The sequence below is a fragment of the Sphingobacterium cavernae genome, from assembly GCF_008520265.1.
GTDB classification, from domain to species: domain Bacteria; phylum Bacteroidota; class Bacteroidia; order Sphingobacteriales; family Sphingobacteriaceae; genus Sphingobacterium; species Sphingobacterium cavernae.
Window position 1 is genome coordinate 1 of sequence record NZ_VIQM01000074.1, and the last position, 19,180, is coordinate 19,180.

General features: G+C 36.2%; 18 protein-coding genes. 6 read left to right on the top strand and 12 right to left on the bottom strand.

What is annotated here, in order from left to right; all coding sequences use genetic code 11:
- The first annotated feature begins 182 nt into the window (after positions 1 to 182).
- Positions 183 to 452 (top strand): hypothetical protein, encoded by a 270-nt coding sequence (locus FLS47_RS14045; RefSeq protein WP_149914991.1) that lies wholly within the window; start codon positions 183 to 185, stop codon positions 450 to 452.
- Between the two features lie 41 nt (positions 453 to 493).
- Here FLS47_RS14045 and FLS47_RS14050 read toward each other — a convergent pair whose 3' ends face one another.
- The 8 genes from FLS47_RS14050 to ettA all read right to left on the bottom strand — a co-directional run bounded on the left by FLS47_RS14050 (position 494) and on the right by ettA (position 9,343).
- Positions 494 to 727 (bottom strand): hypothetical protein, encoded by a 234-nt coding sequence (locus FLS47_RS14050; protein ID WP_149914992.1) that lies wholly within the window; start codon positions 725 to 727, stop codon positions 494 to 496.
- 42 nt (positions 728 to 769) lie between these two features.
- Positions 770 to 934 (bottom strand): cbb3-type cytochrome oxidase assembly protein CcoS, encoded by a 165-nt coding sequence (gene ccoS / locus FLS47_RS14055; RefSeq protein WP_149914993.1) that lies wholly within the window; start codon positions 932 to 934, stop codon positions 770 to 772.
- 123 nt (positions 935 to 1,057) lie between these two features.
- Positions 1,058 to 3,448 (bottom strand): heavy metal translocating P-type ATPase, encoded by a 2,391-nt coding sequence (locus tag FLS47_RS14060; protein WP_149914994.1) that lies wholly within the window; start codon positions 3,446 to 3,448, stop codon positions 1,058 to 1,060.
- A gap of 12 nt (positions 3,449 to 3,460) precedes the next feature.
- Positions 3,461 to 4,816, bottom strand: coding sequence for an oxygen-independent coproporphyrinogen III oxidase (gene hemN / locus FLS47_RS14065; protein WP_149914995.1), 1,356 nt, complete (start codon positions 4,814 to 4,816; stop codon positions 3,461 to 3,463).
- 9 nt (positions 4,817 to 4,825) lie between these two features.
- On the bottom strand, positions 4,826 to 5,251 hold the full coding sequence (locus FLS47_RS14070; protein WP_149914996.1) for a Rossmann-fold NAD(P)-binding domain-containing protein: 426 nt from the start codon (positions 5,249 to 5,251) through the stop codon (positions 4,826 to 4,828).
- Positions 5,252 to 5,385: 134 nt separating this feature from the next.
- Positions 5,386 to 6,447, bottom strand: coding sequence for a response regulator (locus FLS47_RS14075; protein ID WP_149914997.1), 1,062 nt, complete (start codon positions 6,445 to 6,447; stop codon positions 5,386 to 5,388).
- A gap of 12 nt (positions 6,448 to 6,459) precedes the next feature.
- Positions 6,460 to 7,650 (bottom strand): PAS domain-containing sensor histidine kinase, encoded by a 1,191-nt coding sequence (locus FLS47_RS14080; protein ID WP_149914998.1) that lies wholly within the window; start codon positions 7,648 to 7,650, stop codon positions 6,460 to 6,462.
- A 10-nt stretch (positions 7,651 to 7,660) separates the two neighbouring features.
- A complete protein-coding gene (gene ettA / locus FLS47_RS14085; protein WP_149914999.1) occupies positions 7,661 to 9,343 on the bottom strand; it encodes an energy-dependent translational throttle protein EttA in 1,683 nt (560 codons plus the stop codon).
- 248 nt (positions 9,344 to 9,591) lie between these two features.
- Between ettA and FLS47_RS14090 the strand changes: the two genes are divergently transcribed.
- Positions 9,592 to 12,138: an ATP-dependent Clp protease ATP-binding subunit gene (locus FLS47_RS14090; protein ID WP_149915000.1), complete on the top strand. Its 2,547-nt coding sequence runs from the start codon at positions 9,592 to 9,594 to the stop codon at positions 12,136 to 12,138.
- A 474-nt stretch (positions 12,139 to 12,612) separates the two neighbouring features.
- Here FLS47_RS14090 and carA read toward each other — a convergent pair whose 3' ends face one another.
- The 4 genes from carA to holA form a co-directional block, all read right to left on the bottom strand.
- Positions 12,613 to 13,713, bottom strand: coding sequence for a glutamine-hydrolyzing carbamoyl-phosphate synthase small subunit (gene carA / locus FLS47_RS14095; RefSeq protein ID WP_149915001.1), 1,101 nt, complete (start codon positions 13,711 to 13,713; stop codon positions 12,613 to 12,615).
- A gap of 241 nt (positions 13,714 to 13,954) precedes the next feature.
- Entirely contained in the window at positions 13,955 to 14,161 is a 207-nt protein-coding gene (locus FLS47_RS14100; protein ID WP_149915002.1) for a YwbE family protein, read from the bottom strand.
- A gap of 1 nt (position 14,162) precedes the next feature.
- The gene (locus FLS47_RS14105; RefSeq protein WP_149915003.1) at positions 14,163 to 14,732 is read right to left on the bottom strand and encodes a hypothetical protein; all 570 of its coding nucleotides are present in this window, start codon (positions 14,730 to 14,732) and stop codon (positions 14,163 to 14,165) included.
- A gap of 12 nt (positions 14,733 to 14,744) precedes the next feature.
- Positions 14,745 to 15,761: a DNA polymerase III subunit delta gene (holA, locus tag FLS47_RS14110; protein WP_149915004.1), complete on the bottom strand. Its 1,017-nt coding sequence runs from the start codon at positions 15,759 to 15,761 to the stop codon at positions 14,745 to 14,747.
- Between the two features lie 102 nt (positions 15,762 to 15,863).
- Between holA and FLS47_RS14115 the strand changes: the two genes are divergently transcribed.
- The 4 genes from FLS47_RS14115 to FLS47_RS14130 form a co-directional block, all read left to right on the top strand.
- On the top strand, positions 15,864 to 16,325 hold the full coding sequence (locus FLS47_RS14115; protein ID WP_149915005.1) for a type I restriction enzyme HsdR N-terminal domain-containing protein: 462 nt from the start codon (positions 15,864 to 15,866) through the stop codon (positions 16,323 to 16,325).
- A gap of 69 nt (positions 16,326 to 16,394) precedes the next feature.
- Positions 16,395 to 17,093, top strand: a complete 699-nt coding sequence (clpP, locus tag FLS47_RS14120; RefSeq protein WP_149915006.1) for an ATP-dependent Clp endopeptidase proteolytic subunit ClpP — start codon at positions 16,395 to 16,397, stop codon at positions 17,091 to 17,093.
- A gap of 1 nt (position 17,094) precedes the next feature.
- On the top strand, positions 17,095 to 18,342 hold the full coding sequence (gene clpX, locus FLS47_RS14125; protein WP_149915007.1) for an ATP-dependent Clp protease ATP-binding subunit ClpX: 1,248 nt from the start codon (positions 17,095 to 17,097) through the stop codon (positions 18,340 to 18,342).
- 66 nt (positions 18,343 to 18,408) lie between these two features.
- Positions 18,409 to 19,180 (top strand): AMP nucleosidase (locus FLS47_RS14130; protein ID WP_149915008.1); only part of this gene is annotated, 772 nt, incomplete at its 3' end.

A 19,180-nucleotide genomic window follows, 5' to 3' on the forward strand; every position in this document is an offset into this window, starting at 1 on the left:
TCGGTAACTTTATCGTATGTAATCATGGTCTGGTGTATTGTTAAATATTTGAATTTCAGATACTTAAATATAAACATTTACCACCATGATTGCAATTTTAAATAGAATTAATAATCGAATTCAGGTTTAAAGTAGACCGCAATAACAAATCCATTAAAACAATTCCAAATCATTGGAATTACGTGATCTTTGAATATGAAGGTACAGCAGTAGTTAGAGACACAAACTATCAAAAATCATTTCAGCAATATCTTTTAAATGAAAAAACAAAAGAAATCACTATCAATAATTTCAAATTAAACTATACTATTCAGGAAAATGGAGATATTATTTTAACTAAATCATTTCCAGAAGGAACTGAAGAAGTCAAATTGATAAAGCAGAAAAAAGAAGATATGGAATTGATAAAGCGAGGATTTAATCTTATTCAAGAATATCCCTATAATCGATAATTACTAAAAAGAAAGAGATTTAGGTAATCCCTAAATCTCTTTTAATCTTCGTTTCTTTTGTCAGCTATTGAAAATTTCACTGCCTTTTGAGGATATTTTTCAACGCTTTTAGCACTTGTATTACTCACTACTTTTTTGACGCTGATAAAATCTCCTAATTTGAAATGATATTTTGCCAGTTTATAATCCAATATTAACGGACCACAGAAATAATTTCCATCTGCATCCTGCTCAATAATTCCACGGTATAAACCTTCTTTTGTTTCTCTTGGCATTTTTATTATTAATTTGTTGCGAAGTTACGAAGAATTAAACCATTATTTTAAATTATCTACATCCTTGACTTCATCGTCAAAAAGAATACGAACCGATGGCGTATATGTGTCTTCATACTGTTTGGTCTTATTTGCCCAAAAGAAAGCTCCTAAGAATATTAAGGCTATAAAAACACTAAATCCAATTAATAAAAATATGATGTTCATTTTTTCAAAGTCAAAAGTTAAAATTTTACATTTCAGATTTGAGATATTAGATTTGAGAATACTGAGATACGATACATAACTGGACAATTACAAAATCTATCGTCTAATATCTGATATCTAAACCTATATCAATCCCCTTTTCTTACCATACCAACGTGTCATCAAACTTGTAAATGAAATAATTGTCACGGTACTAATTGGCATCAATATCGCGGCAAAAAGTGGAGACATCGTCCCTTGTACTGCAAAACTAATCCCTATAATATTATACAAGATGGATATTACAAAGCTCATTTTTATCACTTTCACCGCATCTTTACTAAACTTAAAGAAGGCAGGAATTTTAGCAAATGACTCGCCATCCAAAATCGCATCACAACCGGGTGAAAAATTATTGATATCGTCTGAAACTGCAATTCCCAAATCTGCTTTGCGTAAAGCGCCAGCATCATTCAGACCATCTCCCAACATACATACTTTGTGAGACGCAGTTTGCCACTGCTCTATGCGTTGCAATTTATCCGAAGGATTTTGGTTGAAGAGCAAATTAGATTGTGATGGAAAAATAACTTTTAGTGCTTCCGCGCGACGTTCATTGTCTCCAGAAATTAAATGCAAATTGTAATCCTCACTTTTCAAAGCTTGAACAACCTCATTCAGTCCCGAACGCCAAGATTGTTCTAAAGTGAAAACTCCCTTGATTTCTTTGTTAATCATCACATAAACCGAAGTACCTTCTGTTTTTCTGTTTTCTCCAACAAAACTTGCACTTCCTAATGCTACTGAATAATCCAAATAAGTAGCTGACTGCCCTTGACCAACAATTTCTCTGTAATCAGAAACCGGAAGGATTTGACAATCGCCCAATCCTTTTAATATTTCACGGCTCAAAGGATGGTTAGAATTGCGACAGATAGAATATAAAATATCTTTTTCAGTACGATTTAGTTCGCCATCAAAAACCAACGCTGAAGTCGTTGGCGATGTAATAGTTCCTGTTTTGTCGAAAACTACAGTATCAATTGCAGCCATTTGTTCAATTGCCGAAGTATTTTTGATGTAAAATTTATTTTTATCAAAAATACTCAACGCCGCAGAAAGTGTAAACGGCGAACTCAAAGCCAAGGCACACGGACAAGCTATAATCAACACCGCTGTAAAAGCCGCCCAAGCTTTGTCGGCTTGACCATTGACAAACCAAAATCCTAATGCCAATAACGCAATAAAGACCAACACAACAGTGAAATATTTACTGATATAACCGACAAAAGTTTCAAATTTCTTCTCGTAGGATTTGAACGATTCATTGTTCCACAAACGTGTCAAATAGCTTTGTGACACCGCTTTCACAACTTCCAATTCTATTGCTTCACCGATTTGTCGACCACCAGCATACACGACTTCGCCTAAGACTTTCTCTACAGGCTTGCTCTCTCCTGTCACAAAACTAAAGTCTACAGACGCGTTCCCATTTAAAAGGATTGCATCGGCTGGAATAATTTCATTATTACGAATTAATATGCGATTACCAACTTCCAAATCTGCTATTTGCTTAGGTATTTCTCGTTCTTCTTCTAAAACGGTAACAGCAACTGGAAAATAAGAACGGTAATCCCGTTCAAAAGAAATATGATAATACGTACGCTGTTGTACCCATTTTCCAATCAAAATAAAAAACACCAAACTGCACAATGTATCCATAAATCCTGGACCTGTTTGCGTAACTATTTCTATAGCCGAACGCAAAAACAATACAAAAATACCTAGAGCTAAAGGTACGTCGAGATTTAGTTGCTTTTGCTTCAAACTATTCCAAGCAGATTTGAAATAATCGGATGCGCTATATAACAAAACTGGAATACCAAACGCCAAATTCATGTAGCCAAAGAAATTCGCGTACTCCTTCTCAAAACCTCCCATCCCAAAATAATCTGGAAAACTTATCATCATGGAGTTTCCGAAACAGAATCCAGCGACAGTAATCTTTGCTATTAACCCATTTTGATTGATTTTCTTACCTTCTTTCACCACATCTTGTAAGGTGATTTTTGGTTCGTAACCAATATTTTGAAGCAATTCAACTAAGGCACGCAAAGACAATTGTTTAAGAAATGTGATGCTGGCTTGTTTTTTCATAAAATCAACTTTCGAAGACTTTACTGAAGAAGTTAATTTGTAAAGATTTTCTAACAACCAAATACAGGAACTGCAGTGAATTGCAGGAATGTAAAATGTAATTATGGCTAAAGCCTCATCTTGATAGTCAACCAATTTGCTGATGATATTTGGTTCATCCAAATAACTTAAGTCTTGTTTGTTTGACTTTTGGGATTTCCCAGGATGCGTATTATATCTGTAATAACTATCTAAATTATTATCATTTAAAATTTGATAAACGGTCTGACAGCCAAGACAACAAAATGTATGGTCATTTAATAGATACGGAGTTTCCTCCACTTTATCCCCACAATGATAGCAATTCGTCGCCAGTTTCAATTTCGCCTCTACCGCCATAATTCTTTTGTGTTAAATCGCTTGACTAAATAGGTTTTCTCTTTCTTTAGTGCGTTGCAAGCGCTCATCGAAAGCCATACATACATTGCGCAAGAAAGATTTCCCAACCACCGTAATAGATATATTTAACCCATTTACTATGATTAATCCATCATTTTCCAATGATCTTAACCTTTCTAATATGCGTGCGTTCAATTCATTATTTGGTATTAAATTAACTACACCTCTACACATCATATCCAAAATATATTGACGAATGATTACATCTTCTTCGTCCAACAAGTGTCCTTTGAAAACTGGTAATCTTCCCTCATTTATGCATTGATGATATTCTTCTACAGTTTTAACATTTTGTCCAAAAGCTGTCCAAGCATCAGAAATGGACGAAACACCTAATCCTATCATTAGCGGTGTATATTGATCTGCATACCCCATAAAATTGCGATGCAATGTACCATTCGCATTCGCGATAAATAAGGCATCCTCCTTTTTGGCAAAATGATCCATACCCACATCTTCATAACCCACCTTTTGTATCAGTGACTTACCCAAATTATACAGTGCTAGCTTTTCCTCTCCGATAGGTAGGTCTAGTTCCGTAAAACGTCGTTGTCCCGGCTTAATCCAAGGCACATGTGCATAACTGTAAAAAGAAATGCGATCAGGCGACATTTGCAATGAAACATCCAAAGTCATTTGAATAGATTCCTTGGTTTGCAGCGGCAAACCATAAATCAAATCAAAATTAATAGACTCGTAACCTATTTCGCGGGCTTCCGTCATCACACGAGAAACATCAGCTACCGATTGTTGTCTATTAATCACAAATTGTACTTTTTCATCAAAATCCTGAATCCCAAGACTCAACCTTTTAAATCCTAAATTATACAAGCTTTGTAAATGTTCTCTTGTGGTATTTGCAGGATGCGCTTCAAAGGAAAAACTAGCATCCGAGGTTTTGCGATTACCTTTGAGAATTCCTTTAATTAACTTTTCAAGATTTTCAGGCTGAAAAAAAGTGGGCGTACCACCACCAAGATGTATTTCATGGATTAAAACACTGCCTTCCCCAAGGAGGCGATGATACATTTCCCACTCTTTCAACACACAATCTATATAAGGCTCCTCGACTTTGTGGTTTTTGGTAATACGTGTATTACAACCGCAATATGTACACAAGCTCTCGCAATATGGTAAATGTATATAGATACTAATTCCGTGTTCTTTTGATTGATTGTAGCGAGCTACGACATTCGATTTCCAATCTTCCTCATTAAATGCTTCATTTTCCCAAAATGGAACTGTAGGATAAGATGTATAACGCGGAGCTGCCACATTATATTTTTCTATTAAATTCGTGTAATCCATGATAATGATTTAAAAAATGGAAGAGGTTTTTTTGGAGCAATCAAAAGAACAATGACAGGCGACGCCCAAGCATTTATTGTTCACCCAATTATTTAGATTTTCTATAGTCTGTGTAGCAATACTTTTTGCTGATTCATCGTTGGAAGGTGTATTTGCAACATGCAGCCCCAATTTTCCTGCGTGCGCAAGATCAATGTGAGCAACAGAATGAGAACGTGTAATGATCTTCTTTACCCCAATCTGATGCAATGCTTCTAACAATGTATGATCAAGATTGTCTTGTGGAGATACCAAAACCACCTCCTTGCCTACCGCATAACGTATTGTAACCAGATTCAATGGATTTGAGATCAACGTCAAATCATGAACCTTTGCGTTGGCTTTAGCTAATGTTTCTTTCTCAAACTCTTGAATATTATAAGCAACTACTCGCATCAACTATTGTACTTTTTTCTTGATTCAAAAGTAGGTCAATACATAAGGGATACGAATGTAGGACGTCAACTTAATATATGATTTGTATCACATTATAAAAAAGTTGAGGCTTCCGATTGTAAGCCTCAACTTTTTTACTGCTTTATATTTTTGAGCTTTTCGATGGAATAAATCCGAATCGCGTTACCTTCTTTAATGATCAATTTTTCGTCCTTGAAATCAGCTAACATTCGGCTAATTGTTTCATTCGCTGTACCGGCTAATGCAGCTAAGTCATCACGAGAAATACGAATAACGATTTCATCCTGATTGGGAGATTCTATAGTTTTTGAAGCCACATGCACCAATGTATTCGCTACGCGTTTACGCACTGAATCGTATGCAAAACCAAGCATCTGCTCCTCCTTCTCTTTTACATTACCAGACAGTAATTTGATGAATTTTGTAGCAATCACAGGTTTATTAAACATCAATTCAAAGAATTTTTCCTTTGGAATTAAGGCCACTTCGGTATCTTCCAAAGCACTCGCACTTTCTGTATATCCTTCATTCAACAATATAGACTCGTACCCAAAAAACTGTCCATCGGTATGAATATTTGTGGACAATTCTCGCCCATCTTGGTAATATAAAAAAGTACGAACTTTCCCTTTTACCAAATAATACACATAGATAGGCGAATCGCCATCTTCGTATATCAGCTGTTTCTTTTTATAAACTTTGACACGCGCTTCTTTGACCACATCATTCAATAACACATGCTGATCTTCTTCGCTCAAATTAAGGACATTTGGTTTCTCCAAAACAGATTGTAAGCTATCTCGTTTACGTAAACGACTTTCAATGGAATTAAGCAATTCAATATCATCAAATGGTTTCACCAAATAATCATCTGCTCCCATTTCCATAGCTTTGCGCATATCGACACGCTCCGACTTTGCTGTCAAGAAGATAAAAGGAATATGTATAGTCGATTCTTGTTTACTCAGCATATACAACACACCATAACCATCCAATTCGGGCATCATAATATCACAGAGAATCAAATCTGGAACATGCTTAAGTGCCAAATCAACCCCTATTCTGCCATTCTCAGCAGTCAAAACATTGTAACTTCCTGTGAGTTCTAATATTTCGGCAGTTCCCTCCCTTATCTCCAGATTATCTTCGATAATCAAAATAGTACGTTTATTCATAGTGTAGATTTTTTACTTTTGGAACGTCATTCTGAAAGAAGTTCCTTTGTGGATAGCTGACCAATATTCCAATTCTCCACCCATCAAAGCTACATATCGTTTTACAATATTCAAACCCAAACCCGTTCCTGGAATATTTCCGGTATTATGTGCTCTGAAAAATGGTTCGAAGAGATTTTTTTGATCTTCTTCCGGTATACCAATTCCATTGTCACGAATGACAATAGTACATTCAGTATCCGTTATTTCGGTAGTGAATTCGATAAAAGTATCTTCGCCAGAATACTTTATCGCATTAGAAATCAAATTAATGATACTGCTTTTCAGCAAATGCGCATCCAATTCAAATTCTGCATTTGCACCTGTATGTTGATAGACTATATGTTGATTCTTTTTACAAATCATCTGCATTTCTCCGGTGATTTCCTCACCCAAATGCACCACATTTATCCTTTGTTGATTCACAACAACAACACCAGCCTCCAGCTTTTCTAACGACAGAAAATCATTCAATATATTATTCAATAATTGAACAGCACTTTTGATACGGCTCGTGTGTTTAGTGACAGCCTCAAAATTAGGCTGCTCCATGTATTTGTCGATTAAGGAAGCCGACAATTGCACCGAACTTAATGGCGTTCGGAATTCATGAGAAGCCATCGATACAAAGCGAGATTTCAGCTGATTCAATTCCTTTTCTTTTTCCAAAGAAGTGCTCACATCGGCTTTGGCTCTTTCCAATTCCGATATTGAAGAAATCAAATCTTTGGTACGGTGGCGAACTGTTTCTTCCAACTCCAAAGTATGCTGTAAAAGTCGATCTTCAGCAGCCTTTTCTTTGGACAAATCGTGTATAAATCCTGTAAAAATACTTTTATCCTTATAGAACACCTCACTTACCGCCAAACGAAATGGGAAGGTCGAACCATCCTTTCGGCGACCTAAAACTTCACGACCTATCCCAATAATTTTTTTGTTTCCTGTGCTTTTGTAATTGTGTATATACGAATCATGCTGACTTTGATAAGGCTCCGGCATTAACATCGAAATATTGTTTCCTATTACCTCATCTGCCGAGTACCCAAACAATTCCAATGCTGCAGGGTTTATCGATTCCACAATACCGCGATTGCTAATGGTAATAATGCCATCAATCGCGGTATCGATTATTGCTTCAAGTAACTTAGATGATTCAAAACTCATTAGTTACAAATTACTTAACCAACTTTTTATATTTAATTCGTTTTGGGCCAACATCACCTAAGCGTTTTTTACGGTTTTCCTCGTATTCGGTATAGTTTCCTTCGTAGAAGTATACTTGAGAATCACCTTCAAAAGCTAAGATATGCGTACAAATTCTATCCAAGAACCATCTATCGTGGGAAATAATTACCGCACAACCACCAAAATTCTCTAAACCTTCTTCCAATGCACGTAATGTGTTTACGTCAATATCGTTGGTAGGCTCATCCAGTAATAATACGTTAGATGCTTTTTTCAATGTTATCGCTAAGTGAACACGGTTACGCTCTCCACCAGAAAGTACACCGACTTTCTTTTGCTGATCTCCACCATTGAAGTTGAATTTCGAAACGTATGCACGCGAATTCAAAGTTTTATTGCCTAACAAAATGTTATCATTTCCATCGGTAATATTTTCCCAAACAGATTTTTCAGGATCTAAATCATCGTGCATTTGATCCACATAACCCAAAACCACTGTTTCGCCTACTTTGAAATCTCCTGTATCTGGTTGTTCTTGACCCGTAATCAAACGGAACAATGTTGTCTTACCCGCACCATTTGGACCTACAATACCAACAATACCTGCCGGAGGTAAAGAGAAACTTAGGTTTTCGAATAAAATACGGTCACCATAGGCTTTAGAAATATTATTTGCTTCTATCACGACATTACCCAAACGTGGTCCTGGCGGAATAAATAACTCTAATTTTTCTTCGCGTTCTTTCGTTTCTTCCGATGCTAATTTTTCGTAATTATGAAGACGCGCTTTCGATTTGGCATGACGTGCTTTTGGAGCCATTTTCACCCATTCCAATTCGCGCTCTAATGTCTTCTGACGTTTTGTCTCTTGTTTTTCTTCTTGTGCTAATCGTTTTGCTTTTTGATCTAACCAAGAAGAATAATTTCCTTTCCAAGGAATCCCCTCACCTCTATCCAATTCCAAAATCCATCCCGCTACATTATCCAAGAAATATCTATCGTGCGTCACCGCAATAACAGTTCCTTTGTAATGTTGTAAATGCTGCTCTAACCAATCAATTGATTCTGCATCCAAGTGGTTGGTCGGCTCATCCAACAAAAGTACGTCTGGTTCTTGTAATAATAAACGACACATGGCAACACGACGACGCTCACCTCCTGACAGATTGGCAATCTTTGCCTCTGGTTCAGGACAACGTAACGCGTCCATCGCTCTTTCTAATTTAGAATCCAATTCCCAAGCATTCGTCGCATCAATTTTATCTTGAAGTTCACCTTGGCGAGCTAACAATTTATCCATTGCGTCAGCATCTTCATAGACTTCTGGCAAGCCAAATTTCTCGTTGATTTCCTCGTATTCTTTTAATATCGCAGTAGTCTCAGCTACACCTTCTTCGACAATTTCACGAACTGTTTTTTCTGGATCTAATATTGGCTCTTGAGCTAAATAACCCACAGAATAACCTGGAGAGAAAACAACTTCACCTTGGTAAGATTTATCTAAGCCAGCAATAATCTTCAATAATGAAGATTTACCAGAACCATTTAAACCGATAACACCAATCTTAGCGCCGTAAAAAAAAGATAGATAAATGTTTTTTAATACTTGTTTTTGAGGTGGGTAAATCTTGTTTACGCCAGCCATCGAAAAGATAATTTTCTCGTCAGACATATGATATTTTTATACTGAAGTTTTTCTAGTTTTTTGCAAATTCAAAGATAGTTAAATAAAGCCCCAAATAAAAATAGACAAATAGAGCTAGTAATGTGTGTTGCAGTATTTCCAAACCTCAACTGCCAATTTGACGAACTATTTTTATGGCTTAATTGTTGATAATTTCTAATAAATATAAGTGCGGTTTTCTTAATTATTTCATACTTTTATACAAACCCTCACTTAAAATAAAGAAAGGTATTTAAATGGAAGCAAAATTTTCACCAAGAGTAAAAGATGTTATATCCTATAGTCGTGAGGAGGCATTGCGTCTTCGCCATGATTATATAGGCACGGAGCATCTCTTGCTTGGGCTTATCCGAGAAGGTGATGGTATCGCTATCAAAATTCTTAAAAACATCAATCTTGATACAGCTGCAATAAGACAATCGGTAGAGGACGCTGTGAAGGGATCTTCTGTATCAAGGACGCCTATAGGATCCGTTCCTTTGACAAAGCAAGCAGAAAAAGTCCTTAAAATAACATATTTAGAAGCTAAAATCTTCAAATCAGATATCATCGGCACCGAACATTTGCTTCTTGCAATTTTGCGTGATGAAGATAATATTGCATCGCAGATATTGCAGCAATATGGTGTTTCTTATGACTTATTCAAAAACGAAGTAGAACAAAGCAAAACAAATATCACAGACGAAGCAACTGGATCATCTTCGCCTGATGACGATTACGAAGAACAAGAAAACTTCTCTGCGCCGAAAAAAGTTTCTGACATCAAGTCAAAAACTCCAGTACTGGACAATTTCGGTCGTGATTTAACACGTGCAGCGGAAGAAGGAAAATTGGATCCAATCGTTGGTCGTGAAAAAGAAATTGAGCGTGTCTCACAAATCTTATCGCGTCGTAAGAAAAACAACCCTATTCTAATTGGTGAACCAGGTGTTGGTAAATCAGCTATTGCCGAAGGTTTAGCATTGCGCATTGTTCAACGTAAAGTTTCACGTGTATTGTTCAACAAACGTGTGGTGACCTTGGATTTAGCTTCGCTAGTTGCGGGAACAAAATACCGTGGTCAATTCGAAGAGCGTATGAAAGCGGTCATGAACGAATTGGAAAAATCACCAGATGTAATCTTGTTTATTGATGAGATTCATACCATCGTTGGTGCTGGTGGCGCTTCAGGTTCATTGGATGCTTCGAATATGTTCAAACCAGCTTTGGCGCGTGGAGAAATTCAATGTATTGGTGCAACAACGTTAGACGAATATCGCCAGTTTATCGAAAAAGATGGTGCATTGGATCGTCGTTTCCAAAAGGTGATGATCGAACCAGCTTCACACGATGAGACATTGGAAATCTTAAATCGTATCAAAGATAAATACGAAGAACACCACAATGTGAATTACACAGCAGAAGCTTTAGAAGCTTGTGTGACTTTGACAACACGCTATATCACCGATCGTTTCTTACCAGATAAAGCTATCGATGCGTTGGATGAAGCGGGTTCGCGTGTACACTTGACAAATATTCACGTTCCTCAAGTTATCATTGATATTGAAGAAAAGATCGAAGAAGTAAAAGTCGAGAAAAACAAAGTTGTTCGTTCACAGAAATATGAAGAAGCAGCTAAGTTACGCGACACAGAGAAAAAGCTTCTTGAAGAATTAGAAAAAGAAAAAACGGCTTGGGAAGCGGAAACGAAAACCAAACGTTATACCGTTACCGAAGATAATGTAGCAGAAGTGGTATCCATGATGACGGGTATTCCTGTTCAAAGAGTAAGCCAAACGGATAGCCAAAAGCTATTGAACATGGGCGAATCGATGAAAGGTCGTATCATTGGTCAGGATGATGCTGTACAGAAATTGGTTAAAGCGATACAACGTACACGTGCTGGTCTTAAAGATCCGAAGAAACCAATAGGTTCATTCATTTTCCTAGGTCCAACAGGGGTTGGTAAAACAGAGCTAGCGAAAGAATTAGCGCGCTTTATGTTTGACTCAGAAGATTCACTGATTCAAGTAGACATGAGCGAGTACATGGAAAAATTCGCTGTTTCTCGTTTGGTTGGTGCGCCTCCAGGATACGTTGGCTACGAAGAAGGTGGGCAGTTAACAGAGAAAGTACGTCGTAAACCTTATTCAGTAGTCTTATTGGATGAGATTGAAAAAGCGCATCCAGATGTATTCAATTTATTGTTGCAGGTATTGGATGAAGGACAATTGACAGATTCATTAGGTCGTCGTGTGGATTTTAGAAATACAATTATCATTATGACTTCGAATATTGGTGTTCGCCAGTTGAAAGAATTTGGTCAAGGCGTTGGTTTCACTACCACAGCTAAAGAAACGCAAGCTGATGCGCATTCAAGAGGTGTGATAGAAACTGCATTGAAACGTGCATTTGCTCCTGAGTTCTTGAATCGTGTAGATGACGTGATCGTATTTAATTCATTGAGTAAAGAAAACATTTTCAAAATCATTGATATTGAATTAAGATCGTTATTCGGACGTATACAATCGCTTGGTCACAGTATTCAATTAACAGATAAAGCAAAAGACTATATCGCGGAAAAAGGTTATGACACCAACTTTGGTGCGCGTCCTTTGAAGCGTGCCATTCAGAAATATTTAGAAGATCCTATCGCAGAAGAAATTCTACGAGGTGAATTAAAATCTAATGCTTTATTGACTGTTGATTTGGATGAAGAGAAAAATGAAATCGTAGTGAAAGGTGAAAATCCAAATAGCGATGATTCAGTCTCAACAGACATTAACGAAGAAAAAGAAAAATAAGCCTTTTTCGAATACACAATATATACTAGAAATCCTCAAGCTTAGCTTGGGGATTTTTTTGTTTAGACCACTACATCATTTATGAAGCTACTAATCGGAATTAATATAAGAATCAAAATTAATAGTATTAGTAGAGTAAGTGTATAACGCTGAATCTTCGCTCTCGATAAAGAAGATTTCCTAATATAAAGCTCGGTGAGACCTAATAAAATATAAACTCCAGAAACCAATTGTAAGGGAGATCCTACAAATAAAAACAGTAAAACATGCATTGCACTAATCACTAAAAATTGAATAGAATCCTTTTTAGTAATTAAAGAATTATTGCAATTATACCTTGAAAATTTCAACCAAAATATTTTGTTATAATAGGTTTTATTCATTTCCTACACAATGTAATTCCTTGAATATAAAACAAAAGGCTCAACATTTTTCAATGTTGAGCCTTTTAAAATATAATACAATAATGCTTTATTATGCTTTTACCATGCTAATGAAATCGTCAAATAAATAACGAGAATCGTGTGGACCTGGAGATGACTCAGGGTGGTATTGTACAGAGAAAGCTTTTTTACCTTTCACACGGATACCTTCGATTGAATTATCATTCAAGTTGATATGCGTAACTTCGATATTCTCTGAATTTTCGATATCTTCTCTTACTACACCAAAACCGTGATTTTGTGAAGTAATCTCACAACGGTTAGCAATTATATTTTTAACAGGATGGTTGATACCACGGTGACCGTTAAACATTTTTTGCGTACGAATACCGTTTGCTAATGCTAAGATTTGGTGACCTAAACAAATACCAAACATTGGTTTGTCTGCTGCTAAGATCTCTTTCACGGTATTGATGGCATAATCCATCGCAGATGGATCACCAGGACCATTAGAGATAAAGTAACCATCTGCACCCCAAGCTTCCATTTCAGCGAATGAAGTCTTTGCTGGGAATACTTTAGCGTATACTTGACGCGCGTCAAAGTTTCTTAAGATATTACGTTTGATCCCTAAATCCAATACTGCAATACGCACAGCTGCATCTTCTTCACCATAGAAATAAGGTTCTGTAGTACTTACATTTGAAGAAAGCTCCAAACCTGCCATGGAAGGCACCTTAGCCAATTCAGCTTTCAACGCTTCCGCATCCAAATTTTCTGATGAGATAATAGCATTCATCGCACCTTTGTCACGAATGTGACGTACTAATGAGCGTGTATCGATATCAGAGATACCTACCAAATTTTCTTCTTCAAAATAAGTTTGAATAGAACTATCCGCCATTTTACGGCTATAGTTAATGTTATAGTTTTTACAAACTAATCCAGCAATTTGAATTTTGTTAGATTCAGCATCATCTTCGTCAATACCATAGTTACCAATGTGCGCATTGGTTGTTACCATGATCTGTCCATAATACGAAGGATCTGTGAAGATTTCTTGGTACCCTGTAGTACCTGTATTAAAACAAATTTCACCAGTAGTTGTTCCTATTTTTCCGGCTGCTTTACCGTGAAAAACAGTACCATCTTCTAAAACTAAAATTGCGGGTAATTTACTGTAGCTGGTCATTTTTTATATTGTAAAAAATAAATTATTCATTCTGTAGCGTATCTTCATTCGATATTTTTGGACACAAAAAAAGCCCGAATGGGCTAAACGTATCAAATATATGATATTTCAATGTTTACATTGAAGTTGATTACATCATTTACTGGATCAAAAGTATCAAATTTCACGGGAGACAAAGTTAGAAATAAAAAGTAAAAATCAAAAGTAAAATACAAATTTTATAGAGGATATGGATTATTTGTTAAAAGTCATCTTCTATTATTTCTTGCACACGACCAATTTGTCCATCCGTCAATCTTACTTTGATTCCACGATGGTGAAAAGCAGCTGAAGTCAACAAATCTTTCACTATTCCTTCTGTCAATATGCCCGTACGCTGATCTTTTTTCAACACGATATTCACCATCATCCCTGGCTTAATATCTGCTCTTGTTTTTCCGTCTTTCATCTTATTTAAACATTAAACCAACAGAAATATTAAAATGTTGGTGTTGAAAATCTTTCATAAAGATATTCTTGGTCAATTGCTGGTAACCATAAGCCGCCGAAACCGTCCATTTTGTTTTATAAGGCGTATCATGCAAATAGAAAAAACCAGCTTTGAATAGAAAACCTTTATCATACTGGGCGCTTAGCTTTGGCGCGTAACCTGCATTTGCCAAAATACCGATCTTAGAACTTTCATTGAATTCTCCAAAAGGCAAACGTCCATCTACAAAAACTGGAAATAAATTTTGGTCGTAATTGTAAGTATGAATTACAGCGTCGAATTCCGCAATTTCCATATGCTCATAAGTTCCTTTAAATCGTTCATTTCCTAAACCCAATCCCAAATAAGCACGATCATTAAAATTTTTACCAAATATAAAGTGAGCGGAATAGCCATTGAAAGCACCTTTATATCCTTCATTAGCAAAACCTAAATTACCCCCACCCTGAATAATCATATAATTTGAAGATTGTGCTTTCAGCGCAAAAGAAGAACTTACTAAAGCCAATGCAAGTAAGATTTTTTTCATATGTAAAGTATATTAATTTAAAATTTTAAAAATCATTTCGCGCAATAGATCTCCATCCGAAGTGTTTGGGCCTGCGTCCAAACCTTTGAACTTTAAATCGTAATCTTTCAAAATCGTCATTACATGAAATAATTTGAGTTTATTGAAATTACGAGCTGCATATTCGTAATCTTTCACAAAAAATGGCGAAACACCTAATTCGCGTGCAGCAGACTGTGAAGATTTGTCCGAAAGATAATGGTACTTCAACACTTTGGAAAAATAACCATACAGTGTACCCATTACCAGAACGACTGGATTTGATTTTGGATTCGCAGCAAAATAATCTACTATTTGAATTGCTTTTAATGCATCACGTTTGCCCAAAGCATTATTCAGTTCGAAAACATTGAAATCCTTACTTATTCCAATATTTTGTTCAATAACTTGAACAGAAATCTCTTTCTCTTTAGATACATTGAGAATTAATTTTTGGACTTCGTTAGCCACTTTCGACAAATCAGTTCCCAAATATTCAGCCATCAAAGCTGCGGCTTGTGGATGAATCTTTCGACCTTGACTTTGAATTTCATCAACAATCCAAGGTGCAACTTTATTGTCGTATAATTTTTCGGATTCAAAAGCAATTCCAGCTTTTTCTATCGCTTTATAAAGTTTCGTCCGTTTATCAAACTTACCGTGCTTATACGCAAAAACTAAAATAGTCGTAGGAGTAAGATTTTCTACATATTTGGCCAACATTTCTACGCCATCTTCTCCTTTCCACTTTAATCCTTGCGCTTCCTTGACAATGATGACTTGGTAATCACTTAGCATCGGATAGCGTTTTGCTGCGCTAATGATTGTCGAAAAATCAACATCCTTACCGTAAAGAATCGTTTGGTCAAACCCTTTCTGCGCGTCATTCAATACCGTACTTTCTATAGCGTCACAAATCACATCAATATAATGCGATTCTTCTCCATGCAACAGATACAAAGACTTGTATTTACGTTGTTTTATTGCGCTAAGTATTTCTTGTACTTTCATAACATCGCGAAATTAACTATTTATTACGAAACATTTGGGAATTGTGGAATATTCAAAGACGTAAGCATTTCTAATTTTGACAGTAATTCATTACCTTTGTGTATGTTTAGTCCTGTCCCATTAAACTTACCTCCCACTCCACTTAAACTTTCGCGCATTAACGACAAAATATACATTTTTGATGTATTGCGTAAGAAGAATTTGGTATTGACACCAGAAGAATGGGTAAGACAGCATTGGGTACATTTTTTGCATCAATACAAAAAATATCCAAAGACTTTAATGAAAATCGAAGGCGGACTAATTTTGAATGATTTGCAAAAGCGTTCGGATTTAATTATCTACAATACTAAAGGTGAAAAAGTGATTCTTGCTGAATTTAAAGCTCCTGAGGTAAAGATAAATACAAAAACATTTGAACAAATCAGTTCGTACAATAGCAAGCATAAAATACCCTTGTTATTAGTCAGCAACGGCATAGAACATTACTTTTGCAGGGTTAATTTTGAAGACAACAGCTATCAATTTATTGATGATCTTCCAAATTACATTTTAGAGACATAAATTTTATTTGTATTTCACAAAAAGAATTTATATTTAGTCTTAATTTTAGGGAATAGAAATATTATACATATGAATATAGATAAAAACGAATTCAGAAAATATGCAATAAAACACCACAGAATTGGTAGCCAACATGTGGATGGATTTATCTCTAGAGTAGAGACGAAAATGCCAACAAACTTGACGCCTTACATTGTGGAAGAACGCCAGTTAAATGTTGCACAAATGGACGTTTTCTCACGCTTAATGATGGATCGCATTATTTTCTTAGGTGACGGAATTAATGATCAAGTAGCAAACATTATTCAGGCTCAGCTGTTATTCTTGCAATCTACAGATGCAAAAAGAGATATTCAAATCTATATTAACTCCCCAGGTGGTAGTGTATACGCAGGTTTAGGAATCTATGACACTATGCAATATATTACACCAGATGTAGCGACTATCTGTACAGGTATCGCGGCTTCGATGGGTGCTGTATTGTTAGTTGCTGGCGCAAAAGGAAAACGTGCTGCATTAAGACATTCACGTGTGATGATTCATCAACCTTCAGGTGGCGCGCAAGGGGTAGCATCAGATATGGAAATCAATTTGCGTGAAATGATGAAATTGAAAGAAGAATTATACACCATCATCTCGGATCATTCAGGTCAATCGTACGAATGGGTAGAAAAATCTTCTGACCGTGATTACTGGATGAAAGCTGCAGAAGCCAAAGAATTTGGAATGATTGATGAGGTGTTAGCACCAAGAAAAGACAATAAATAAAATGAGTAAAAATCAAAAAGATATACAATGCTCTTTTTGTGGCATCAGTAAAAACGAAGCTTTAATGCTTATTGCTGGTGACGGAGCGCATATCTGTGATCGTTGTGTGACTCAAGCTGGAGAAATCTTAGCAGAAGAATTGAATCAGCGAAAAAACAAATCTCTACAAACGACATTAAAATTAATTCGTCCATTAGAGATTAAACAGCACTTGGATCAATATGTAATCGGTCAAGATGATGCGAAGAAAGTTATTTCTGTAGCGGTATACAATCACTACAAAAGATTGAACCAAAAATCATCTGCTGACGAAACTGAAATCGAAAAATCAAACTTGATCATCGTTGGTGAAACGGGTACAGGTAAAACATTATTGGCAAAAACTGTTGCCAAGATATTAAATGTTCCTTTTTCTATCGTAGATGCTACAGTATTGACAGAAGCTGGTTACGTTGGTGAAGATGTTGAAAGTATTTTGACGCGTTTGCTGCAAGCTGCGGATTACGATGTAGCTGCTGCCGAAAGAGGTATTATTTATATCGATGAGATTGATAAAATAGCGCGTAAAAGCGATAATCCTAGTATCACACGTGACGTATCTGGTGAAGGTGTACAGCAGGCTCTATTGAAAATATTAGAGGGTACAAATGTAAACGTACCACCTCAAGGTGGTCGTAAACACCCAGATCAAAAAATGATTTCTGTCAACACAAGTAACATCTTATTTATTTGTGGTGGTGCATTCGATGGTATTCAGAAAAAAATCGCTAACCGTTTGAGAACACAAACTGTTGGTTTCAAAATGTTGGAAGAAGAGGAAGATGTAGATTTAAACAATCTATACAAATATATCACACCTCAAGATTTGAAAAATTTTGGTTTGATTCCAGAATTGATTGGTCGTCTTCCAGTATTGACACACTTGAATCCGTTGGATAAAGAGACATTGTTAAGCATCTTGACAGAACCTAAAAACGCTTTAATCAAACAATACATTAAGTTATTTGAATACGAGGGAGTAGATTTAGTATTTGACAAAGAAGTGTATAGCTTTATCGTAGACAAAGCGTGGGAATTCAAATTGGGTGCACGTGGCTTACGTAGCATTTGCGAGGCGATTATGCTGGATGCCATGTTTGAAATACCGTCCAGCAAAGAAAATAGTGAGGACAAAACATTACATATTACGCTCGATTATGCAAAGAATAAGTTTGCAAAATCTGATATCAAAAAATTGAAAGTAGCGTAACAATAAAGAATCCCTCACTCCTAAAAAGTGAGGGATTTTTGCAATATATAATTTAAACAATTGCTTATGTCGAAAAAACAAAAATCAGTTGAAAGTCCAATAACACCAGGACTAAAATCAAAAGAAGAGATTGTTGAAAATTGGTTGCCACGCTATACGGGCAAGCCCTTAGAAGAATTTGGGGAATATATCTTACTAACCAACTTTTCAAAATATGTAAAAATGTTTTCGGCTATGCACGATGATGCGCCGATATATGGTGAAGATAAAGCCATGCAAGCCTGTACAGTTAATGGTATTACGATTATCAATTTCGGCATGGGTAGTCCGATGGCGGCAACAGTAATGGATTTGCTAACCGCTATAGATCCTAAAGCTGTTCTTTTCTTAGGAAAGACTGGAGGTTTGAAAAAGAAAATTGCTGTTGGGGAATTGATATTGCCTATCGCTGCTATTCGTGGCGAAGGTACATCGAATGATTATTTTCCACCAGAAGTCCCTTCTCTTCCCTCTTTTGCCTTGCAAAAAGCAATTTCTACTACTATAAGAGATCATGAACGCGATTATTGGACAGGAACTGTATATACAACCAACCGTCGCGTGTGGGAACATGACAAAGCATTTAAAAAATATTTGAAATCCATCCGTGCGATGGCTGTCGATATGGAAACCGCAACAATCTTTAGTGTAGGATTTGCAAACAAAATTCCGACAGGAGCTTTATTACTTGTTTCGGATCAACCGATGGTTCCCGAAGGTGTCAAAACTGCAGCTTCAGATCTATCCGTAACCGAAAAATTTGTGGAAACACATTTAAATATAGGTATCGATGCATTAA